This is a genomic window from Vibrio sp. 1-Bac 57, assembly GCF_037546855.1.
GTDB lineage: Bacteria > Pseudomonadota > Gammaproteobacteria > Enterobacterales > Psychromonadaceae > Psychromonas.
This window is the reverse complement of sequence record NZ_JALAAC010000064.1, coordinates 1-9,602: the sequence shown is the minus strand read 5'-3', so window position 1 is coordinate 9,602 and position 9,602 is coordinate 1. Positions and strand designations below refer to the sequence as shown.

At 35.5% G+C, this 9,602-nt stretch carries 12 protein-coding genes and 1 pseudogene; 5 read left to right on the top strand and 8 right to left on the bottom strand.

All coding sequences use genetic code 11. The features are described from left to right. The 3 genes and pseudogenes from MT391_RS20150 to MT391_RS20140 all read right to left on the bottom strand — a co-directional run. On the bottom strand, positions 1 to 378 hold a 378-nt coding region (locus tag MT391_RS20150), incomplete at its 3' end, for an endonuclease (protein ID WP_499499829.1). Between the two features lie 232 nt (positions 379 to 610). Further along, positions 611 to 709 (bottom strand): annotated as a pseudogene (locus MT391_RS20145) (DUF4113 domain-containing protein). 53 nt (positions 710 to 762) lie between these two features. Next, positions 763 to 1,101 carry a DinB/UmuC family translesion DNA polymerase gene (locus MT391_RS20140; protein ID WP_499499827.1) on the bottom strand — a complete coding sequence of 113 codons (339 nt, stop codon included), beginning with the start codon at positions 1,099 to 1,101 and terminating at the stop codon, positions 763 to 765. Positions 1,102 to 1,174: 73 nt separating this feature from the next. On the opposite strand from MT391_RS20140, the gene MT391_RS20135 reads away from it, so the two are divergent. Continuing rightward, positions 1,175 to 1,579: a type I restriction-modification enzyme R subunit C-terminal domain-containing protein gene (locus tag MT391_RS20135; RefSeq protein WP_499499825.1), complete on the top strand. Its 405-nt coding sequence runs from the start codon at positions 1,175 to 1,177 to the stop codon at positions 1,577 to 1,579. A 429-nt stretch (positions 1,580 to 2,008) separates the two neighbouring features. Here MT391_RS20135 and repA read toward each other — a convergent pair whose 3' ends face one another. The 4 genes from repA to MT391_RS20115 all read right to left on the bottom strand — a co-directional run bounded on the left by repA (position 2,009) and on the right by MT391_RS20115 (position 3,982). Continuing rightward, a complete protein-coding gene (repA, locus tag MT391_RS20130; RefSeq protein ID WP_499499823.1) occupies positions 2,009 to 2,980 on the bottom strand; it encodes a plasmid replication initiator RepA in 972 nt (323 codons plus the stop codon). Positions 2,981 to 2,983: 3 nt separating this feature from the next. After that, positions 2,984 to 3,277: a hypothetical protein gene (locus MT391_RS20125; RefSeq protein ID WP_499499822.1), complete on the bottom strand. Its 294-nt coding sequence runs from the start codon at positions 3,275 to 3,277 to the stop codon at positions 2,984 to 2,986. Further along, positions 3,274 to 3,606, bottom strand: coding sequence for a hypothetical protein (locus MT391_RS20120; RefSeq protein WP_499499820.1), 333 nt, complete (start codon positions 3,604 to 3,606; stop codon positions 3,274 to 3,276). The genes MT391_RS20125 and MT391_RS20120 overlap by 4 nt, the downstream gene beginning before the upstream one ends. A gap of 109 nt (positions 3,607 to 3,715) precedes the next feature. Continuing rightward, the gene (locus MT391_RS20115) at positions 3,716 to 3,982 is read right to left on the bottom strand and encodes a pyocin activator PrtN family protein (RefSeq protein WP_499499818.1); all 267 of its coding nucleotides are present in this window, start codon (positions 3,980 to 3,982) and stop codon (positions 3,716 to 3,718) included. 183 nt (positions 3,983 to 4,165) lie between these two features. Between MT391_RS20115 and MT391_RS20110 the strand changes: the two genes are divergently transcribed. Further along, positions 4,166 to 5,077: a helix-turn-helix domain-containing protein gene (locus MT391_RS20110; RefSeq protein ID WP_499499817.1), complete on the top strand. Its 912-nt coding sequence runs from the start codon at positions 4,166 to 4,168 to the stop codon at positions 5,075 to 5,077. A gap of 174 nt (positions 5,078 to 5,251) precedes the next feature. Beyond that, entirely contained in the window at positions 5,252 to 6,811 is a 1,560-nt protein-coding gene (locus MT391_RS20105) for a hypothetical protein (protein WP_499499815.1), read from the top strand. A 703-nt stretch (positions 6,812 to 7,514) separates the two neighbouring features. Here MT391_RS20105 and MT391_RS20100 read toward each other — a convergent pair. Next, positions 7,515 to 7,889: a hypothetical protein gene (locus MT391_RS20100; protein WP_182690380.1), complete on the bottom strand. Its 375-nt coding sequence runs from the start codon at positions 7,887 to 7,889 to the stop codon at positions 7,515 to 7,517. A gap of 305 nt (positions 7,890 to 8,194) precedes the next feature. On the opposite strand from MT391_RS20100, the gene MT391_RS20095 reads away from it, so the two are divergent. Both MT391_RS20095 and MT391_RS20090 read left to right on the top strand, forming a co-directional pair. Next, positions 8,195 to 8,827: a DUF6088 family protein gene (locus tag MT391_RS20095; RefSeq protein ID WP_499499813.1), complete on the top strand. Its 633-nt coding sequence runs from the start codon at positions 8,195 to 8,197 to the stop codon at positions 8,825 to 8,827. Next, positions 8,820 to 9,560 (top strand): Fic/DOC family protein, encoded by a 741-nt coding sequence (locus tag MT391_RS20090; protein WP_499499812.1) that lies wholly within the window; start codon positions 8,820 to 8,822, stop codon positions 9,558 to 9,560. The genes MT391_RS20095 and MT391_RS20090 overlap by 8 nt, the downstream gene beginning before the upstream one ends. The last annotated feature ends 42 nt before the right edge of the window (positions 9,561 to 9,602 follow it).

Here is a 9,602-nt window from a genome sequence, read left to right as displayed (position 1 = left end):
GTTATACCTTGAATAAGTATCATCCATATAAAGATAGGCTCTAGCAATTCGACCACGAGCCTCTACAGGTGGCTCTGCCTTTCTATCATCTATTTTCATAGCGCAACTACCAAAGTCACTTTCTACTCCCTGCTGCATTTGAAAGTTATAATTACTTCTCAGTGCGTTCACTGCGCCAATGGCCGGAAACAGATTATGCATATCTGCTTGCATATAGCGATATTCATCATTCACTTTTTCAGCGCATTTACGCCCTTTAAACGACTTCCCTTTACTATCTACACACAACGCATCTCCATCCCGCCATTCTTTGAATGTTCGACCAAAGTTTTCCGCAGGAACAACATGCTCCCATTCGACTCGCTTAGAGCGCTTTATATATTTATCCGTATGGAAACCCGTTGGTGGATTGATATTCTTATCTGCATAAAATAAAGCACCACAATAAAGCGTAACTCGATTATCTGGATAGACTTTAGTTTCTAGCTGTTTTTAGCTTTACTGAATGATTGGTTTGTTTCATTTTTAGCTGTTACCTCGAATGAAAACAAAAATAGAAGTATTAGAGTGGCAATCACTTTCATTTAAAAAATTCTTTTAGAGTAATTGTTTAACAAGATATATATGGAATATGCTTCCAGTTAGTTGTGTATTGAGGTGTTAGTAACTTTCGCCTCATAGCTCATTTTTCATCTATTCCTTGCGCCATAAAAAACGCACTATTTGTGCCATAGCGTCGATTAATTTTATCAAGCACATTCATCAGCGGGCATTTTCTGTTGGTGGAGTAAACAAGTCCCATTGTTGATGGGCTTCACTGCTTAAATTCAACAAACCACTCCCTATTTTATAATAAGAAATGCTTGGGTCAAAAAGAAGATGGATATTTTCACTTATTGCTTTGAGAAAATGAGATGTGTCATTCGTTGCAGGGTTAAAGTGGTGTATAAATTTGTAGCTTTGTGACCTTTCATCAAATGGACTATTGGCGGCAAAAACCATCAATGTAGCGCCTAAAGAGCCTTGTAATAACTGTGGTGATACACCTTGTAGTTGCAATATGGGCGATGAAAAGCCAGGTAGACCCAAAAAAATATTCATTACATTAACTGATGGTAAAGTTCGCCAAATACAACACATGAAAAGTGTTTTATTTATGGGTGCTGATGGCTAAATGCTCACAGCAAAACAATTTATTGAACAGTTATTTGGTGACTTACCGAGATTCTTTGGAAACGAAGATGAATTGCGTCAAATATGGAGCAACCCAAGCACTCGTGAAAAATTATTAACTGATTTAAACGAAGTAGGTTACGACGATGAAAAGATCGATAGCATGAAAGAAATTATCGATGCCAAAGATAGCGATGTTTATGACTTATTGTCTTATGTTGCCTACACGAGAGACACGCACACAAGAACAGAACGAGTTGCCACAGCAAAACCCGGTATTGCTAGTGAATTCACTTATAAACAAATAGAATTTATTGAATTTATTTTAGACAAATACATAGATGATGGTGAGCAAGAATTATCACCGAAGGTAATGCGCAGTTTAGTCGAGCTTAAATACAATTAGTGATGCATCCACTGAGTTTGGTTCACCTTTAGCAATTCGTGAAACGTTTGTTGGCTTTCAGAAGTATTTGTATGAGTAAGGAAGGTTAGAGACTAAATCTCCAACTATGTAAAAATACGATGAAAAGGTTAGCCGGTTTATCCACATAAAACGGATACGTATAATAGTAAATATATGTATATAAAATAAAAAGAAGTAAAATTTTGCACTTTATAAATCTATCCAAGCACTTTGTAAAAATTAGACTTGCATCTTTTTGTGGATAATTATAAAAACAGAGAAATTAATGTCTATATTAGGCTTTCATATTTAACTTATCAGTTTATATATATAACATGGAAGGTATTTTCAAAGAGGTAAGACTTAATAAATTTTAAGAGCAACAAAAGCACCAGACAAAAGCCTGGTTATATAAAGAAGTTATATAGATTAATGCAAAGGAGGTTTTAAATTACTAAATTTGCGTAAGCTAGCAATTTCTTTGTTAATTAAGTCACTAAATTGTTCAGTAGTTATATTATGTATTTCATCACACAGTGCGTTAATGACATTGTTCGTTGCAACAGCACGTTGCTCTTTCCGGTTTTTACCCTTAAGTTCACGCAATACCTTTTTACGGTTTTGCTCTTTCCTTTTACGAGACATTGCTTTCTTTCGCCAAGCGAGTCTTCTTTCTGCTTTTAATGATGTAATAGACATACGTCCAGCAGCTTCAGAAGTCATTCCGCCTTCTATGGAGCGTTTCCTTAAAAACTCTAGGCGTTGCGTACGGCTCTTCTCTACACGTTCAGGAGTTATTCCTAGAGCAGCAAAAAATAGAGAGGTCACTTCAAAATACTTTTCAAGCCAATGGCCTGATTCTTTATCCCAGACTTGCAAGTGCTCCGGAGCCCAGATCCACCCTAATTTAATCATATCCTTAAACGCTCGACTTGCACGCGATATAGAAACCTGTGGAATATAAAAAGGGTCTTTTTGTACTTTGTTTAACTCGTTATCTGAAATTGTTGAAAGTCCAACTGAATCGCTAGCATTACGCAAAGAAATCTCAACTTGATGAGTCACTAGATTTAAATGCTGGCAAAACACACAAAATAAAGCATTTATTGCTTTATTTCGATCAGAGTAAAACCGTTTTTTACGCTCACCTGTTATTCGACTGTACATCGCAACATCAGAAATTGTTACATCCATGCTTTGTGACTTTCTAACCATATCTTTAATCAACGGCGGTACATTTATATACGACTTAGGAACTTCATAGCGAGGATCTTTATTTTTTACTGTTCTAGAGTAGCTACCACGAGCTTTATTTGCATGCTTCTCTGGTAAGTAAGAAGCAGAAGGAAAGAAATTCTGTTTATGCTTAGTTGCTTCTCCATTTATTATATTAGTAGGCACGAATTATCTCCGTACCTTATTTGCTAGTATATTTTTTTGGATTAATAATAAACGATTAATCAAGTCATCAAGCTGTATTTCGTTCTCCAAAAAACACTCTGCATGCCCATCACGCCCATTTATTGAAAAGCGTAAAAATTTTCTATCGCGCTTAGCAACAGAAACCCGTAAATGAGCATGAACACATTCATGATCAACAAACTGTGAACAACTCAGTGAAATATCTGAAAACACTTGATGCTCTCCAGATAAAGGCATTGACTCACTGGAGTTATGAGCTACTAGATTATTTTTCATAGCACACCTCTGCGCTTTTCCACTTCATAAATATCAATACTTTCGATTGTTTTTATCGTCTTAAATTTTAATACTCCAAGTTGTTCAGAGGCTAGAGCCCTATCTAAATACACAAGGTTTTCAGGTACTGGTACAGCAACTAATAAATACTTACTATTTAAGCTAAAAACTTTCACATTTAACGCATTTATATTGCCTTCATAGTTAATATCAATAGTCAGTTTGTCCCAGTTAAACATGGCAAGTGAGAAAATGCTTGAGACCACATTAAAAATCGAAATATCAATGGGAGTTGTCATTTCAAATGATTGTTTCGATACGCTATTCATTTCATTCACCTAAGCTTTATATTGAAGTAAGACTTATTAATTCAATTTTTTTGATTGTTCTATATTGACTATCTGTGTCTTTGATTGTTCTATACCGACAATCTATACCTTATGAATTAAGCTGTACGGATTGATACTCTTCTTCAGCTTGCTGATATTTAGCTGTCATGTGCTTAGCTAAATCATCAATATTAACCAATGTTGGAGCACGCTCAGAATCAAGCAGTTTAAAAGTTGGAAAAGGAAGAGATCCTGCCTTAGCTCTCTGCATTGCTGTAGCGGGCCTAAGCCCCAAGAATTCCTGACTGATTACTTTTAGCTCAACCGTTGGACTTTGAAATCTCACATACAATGCAAATCTAAAGTTTGTATTCATAAATCACCTATGTAATTATTAGCGGTTGTATTATTCAATATAAGCTACCTAAAAACTAAAATAGCTTAATTGACTTAAAGATAACTTAATTAACTCGTAGCTAGCTTAATTAGCTTACATTTTGATGTCAACCTCTTTCAGTTAAATCTTATTAACTTAATTAACTTAAGGTGTACCCCTCTCATGCGTGAATGGTTTTTAAGTTCAGAAATAATGAAGCTAGAAACAATGCCAAGCACCACAGCAGGAATCTCTATAAGGGCTAAAAAGGAAAACTGGAAAAGCAGAAAAGCAAAGGGTGGGGGACGGGCTCTTGAGTATCACATTTCCAATTTTGAGCCTGGTTTACAGGAGTACTTGCGTTGTATTGATGATATGAGAGAGGTCCAATTTGCAAAATTTATAAATACTTCAGAAATCAATACTAAAAAAGTACCAGGACAACAAACCTACCTTCATAAGGCTTCAGAACAACAAGAACAACTGTATAGATTCCTAGCTAATTTTATGATGTATCCAGTAGAAACAATTAAAATGTGGGATTCCGAAGGAGTGTTAATAGATAAGCTTAATGATCGGTTAAAAACAATAGAGTCTTACAAAAAAGAGCTGGATATACTCAATAATAATTGGTGGTTTTCATCGTCGGAAGATAGCGAACCTAGCGACTTAACACATACGCGCCTAGAGTATTATGATATTGAAATAGAAATGAGTACAGGTCAAAATAAACTAGTCCTTAAAGATGCTAAAGAAAACCTTATTGTATTTAATCGGGGGTTTCTATCTGAAAATATTAATGTTGATCCCGATGAAGTTTTTCTAATGCCTGCTCTTGATGACAGTATGCAGCCAACCTTAAAAAACAAATCAATATTAATGATTAACAGAGTTGAGGAATTTTCAGGTGACGGCATTTACATATTCCAGTTTGCAGATCAATTAATGTTAAAGCGTCTGCAATTTACTAAAATGGGATTAAATGTTCTAAGTGATAATACTAACTACGATGCATGGGAAATTACTCGGGACGAAATAAGATCAGAGAATTTTAAAACTATTGGCAAAGTAGTTTGGTCAGGGCAGAGTGTATAAAGAATAGATCTAATCCTAAAAAATACTAACTTATCACTTACGAGAAAGGTAGCTGTGCCAAATATTACTTAACCACAAAATTCCTAATGCATAGCACTCTCACCTAAAAAAATATACACCGTGGTAGTTAATTAACTCGCACTCCATACTCATTAATAGTTAGCGAGTTTTTTCATGAAATTAAGTTTAAAAGAGATTGAACAAAGAATAATTAGTTACTGCGAATCATTTAATGTGGAATATATTGGATGTATTGAAACTGATTATAAAAAATACAGTAGTGCAACAAATCCAAGTGGTTCTGTCAAATTTATGTTTACATGTGCTAACGATAAACATGAGCCGTATAAAAAAGTGATCCAAAAATTTAATCAAGGGTGTGTAAGCTGTAGCGGCGAGCGCGTAGCTAAATTCCATCGATTATCTGAAGCTGAACTTACTAATTTTTTGGCCGAGCTAAATTTAAAATTAGTATCACCCTATAAGGATTACAGAAACCAAAATAGCATTATTACAGTATCTAAGTATGATTCTAGTCTTAAATGGGATTCATCATATGCAAGTTTGAAGTCTGGACGTACCATCCTTGGCTGTAAATCGATCATAGAGTTCGCTATTAAACAAATATTACAAGTCGTGTTTCCAAGCCATAAATTCATTACTATAAGACCCGGATATATGAATTATCCAGAAACTAAGGCAAATTTAGAAATTGATTGCTTCTGCGAATCTCTCAATAATTGTGGAATTGAAATTGATGGTATACAGCACGATCAGTTCACCAAAGGAATACATAAAACTGAAAACGATTTTGTGGAACAGCAAAAACGTGATGATTATTCTGATAAGGCTTTCTATAAACAACACTCCATTAATTTGGTTCGACTGAAAGAATCTAAATTTCATTTTAACGTATTTGAATCTTTAAAATATCCTCACAATGCAGAGCTGCAAAGAAATTTTATTAGCCGTGTCTACAATGCTTTAGTTGAAGAGCTTCCTGCAACAGTCTCAGCAGAAATGGTTGCATTCGACATAGCAGCCGAAGAATTAAAGGATCTAAGCACTAATCTCAATTTAATATCTCCAATCGCTAATAATGCTAAAGCATTATGCGCTGACAAAGGCTGGATATTCGTTAAGATAGTCCCTGTAGGTAACTACGTAAAAGATAATTATTTAGTCGAGTTTATCTGCGATAGAAAACACACGGATAAAAAAACAATAGCTAATCTGAAAAACCATGGGTGCCATTTGTGCCAAATAGAAGACCATGCCATTCGGCGTCGCTTTAATCCAAAAGAAGTTAGAGATGAATACGAGCTAGTCGGGTGTGTTTTAGCTCCTGACGAGGAGAAAAAATACAAAAATAATTCGTCATATCTTTGGTTTACATACAAAGTATGCGGACACAGAGAGGAAAATTCACTAGGTCACCTTCAGTTCGGACGAAAGTGTAAAGTATGCAATAAGTTAAAAAAATTTATCGATAAAGCGAATGAGTTTGTCGAAGATTACGCTTCATTTGGTCGTACAGTCAGTGTTGACGTAGTTATGGACTTCAAAAAATCGAAGCCGGACAGGAAGAGTTGGAATGGGTTAAACATTCCTCATATTATTGATGCGTGTGGCCATGAATGCCACGAACGTTTATCAAAACTCAAAGGTGATCCTAAGTGGCGGAAGTGTCGTCATTGTATAGCTGAAGAAAAGGTAAAAGCAAGCCTACGATAATTCAGATGACCAATTAGAAAACCACCTTAAAGATCGCAATGTAAAAGTTGAAACTGTTTGCAATAATTACTGTAGAAATAGGGGAAAATAAAGCCTGTAAAATTTAAATCGCTTTGTGCCCCTTTGCGCCCCTAGGAAGGTAAGCCACAAACGCCCCCATAGCAATTTAGAAACCTACAGATGTGTGGCCAAAATCACTAAGCCACAACACAAGAGAGATGGCTGCATATATATGGGCCATTTCACGAGAAGTCGTGTTAAGCCCTGTAGATATAAGATCACGTATTGCTAGGTTACCCGCATGAATAAAAGTTTTGAATTAGCGTATAGAATCAAGCATCGGGTGTGGCACAACCACCGACGGCGTTATGCAGGCAACGAGGTGTATTATCGTTGAACCACGAACATAGACTGAAGACAGGTGCCACGACGAAATAAGTAAGGTAGGCGCTGCTAACCAATAGGTTAGTAATCCACGAATATCAGCATGATAACCGACGAAATTACTTGCTTCATTATGTACGTTAATTCTCTTAATAACAGAGAAAACTATAAGGCTCTAAATATACTGAGCAGGAAAAAGTAATATTTACATTGACGTGGGAAGTCATACCAACGTCCACTTAAGCGGAAAGAAATAGTTAGCTAAAATAGTGTAGAAGTGAAACATAGCCAACTGTTTATATTCCGTTTAAAGTTCTTGTTAACACTTTTCAAAAGTATCAAGTGGCCCTAGAAGCTCATAATATTGTTCCAAAAACGCCTCTTCCTCATTTCTTATTATTGATGGACATAGTTTTTGATATTTGTCATCGAAGGCTTCAAAATATAGGTTTAAACAAAAACTATTTATATCACCGGATAATTCAACATCTAAAGTTCCAGAACCTTCAGAATCCAATCTACCAAGCATATCAACCGCAGGACTATTTTTCAGCCACGGACGCAACATAGCGCCATCTTCATCCGCTCGACGAAATGATACATTAACTGTCTCATCGGGATTTAGAACGATATTCAGGCTATATCCAGATTTACTTTTCCAACAACCACAATAGTTTTCAATAAAAGAATTCACTGAAAAATCCTCATTCTCACGTGAGTGCTAACGCCGCACTAAGCGGACTAAAATTGAGGGTTAAAATGTGTAGCGAAGCGAAACGTAACCCACTGTTTTAGTTCCGTTTAAGTGCCTTGTTATAGTGTTGTGTTCGGCATTAGAAAATGTTATTAAATATTGACTAAATTATAGTTGAGTATGATTACAAATTTTGACTATTTATAAGTCATTGACTTTAAAGCAAACCCATGTTTTAAAAGAGATAACTGTGAATTTAACATGTTTTGTGTTAAAATTATATACTTGTTTGGGAGGCTAAATTCATGAAAATAGAAACTAAATTACGACAATCACTTAGTCATCGTAAATCATCAGTAGTATTTCGATCTGATGTGGCTAACATAGGGAGCCAAACACAAGTAACGACTGCTTTAAAACATTTGATTCTTAAGGGTGAATTAGAAAGGGTTGCTCATGGAGTCTATGTTAAATCACAATCCAATGTCAGTTTTGACTCTATCGTAAAAGAAACGGCGTTGAAACTCAACTTAGTGATTTCTAATCAAGTTCAAGATTTTAATCCACTATTTTTGAATAACGATACTGTTGTAATCGAAGTAAAAGGTCGCCGTGTAAGAAGAGAACTAGAATTCAAAGGTAAACGAGTCCTTTTTCGTAACTTGATAAAGAAAGCTCAGCCACCTATTCCATTGACTATACCGAAAAGAGGTGTAACGCAATTTGTTAAGGATTTAGCTGAGAAACATAAAGTATCTTATCAAATGACTCCACTAGATATATTCGGTGGTGCTGTAACTCGGTTAGCTGGTGACACTGTAGTGCAAGACGATATAAGAGACCTTATTATTGCTCTAAAGCGCGCAGGGAAAATATCAGCTAGAGAACTCATATCACTTAGCACTAATTATCTGCATGAAAAGCGCCAAAATGTTTGACCCATTTGATACATTTGAAAGCAAAGGTTACTTAGAAAACGTAGAAGCTGAAAAAGACCTTGATGTGGTTAAAGAAATCGAGCATTCATTGTTTATGTCTAATTTGGACATAGCCCTAAGTTACCTTTCCCAGAAACATACTATTCAATATAACGACTTTCTAGAAGTCCATCGCATATTATTTAGTGATTATTATCCATGGGCTGGAAAAGATCGTTTTGAGTTAACGCCTAACCTTTCTATCTCAAAGGCAAGTACTTGTTTCTCTGTACCCACAGAGATTCAACGAACAATAAATTACGCATTAGATCTCATAAAACAAAACGACTATTTGATAGATAATCCTGGTGAAATAATGGGCTTATTTGCCTATGCCCACCCATTTCTTGATGGAAATGGTCGCACGATTTTATTGATCCACACTGAACTTTGTCACCGAGCAGGATTCAGGATAGTTTGGGAACAAACATCAAAATTTGATTATTTAACAGCTTTGAGTGTCGAAATAGCAGAGCCTAGAAAAAAGGAGTTAAATAGGTATCTTAAGCCCTTTATTAATAACGCTAGTGGGCGAGATGTAACGGCACGGTTAATAAATAGCATTGAAGGTTTAGATGGAAAGCGCCTGCTTCACCAAAATGTAACCAATAAGGTGGATGGTAATTACACAGAAAAAGAAGTCGAACAAAAATATAAAGAGTTTGAAGCTAAGCGAAATTATAATATATCCTAAACTGCTTCTATAGTGCTTTTAAAATGCATATAAAACAACTTA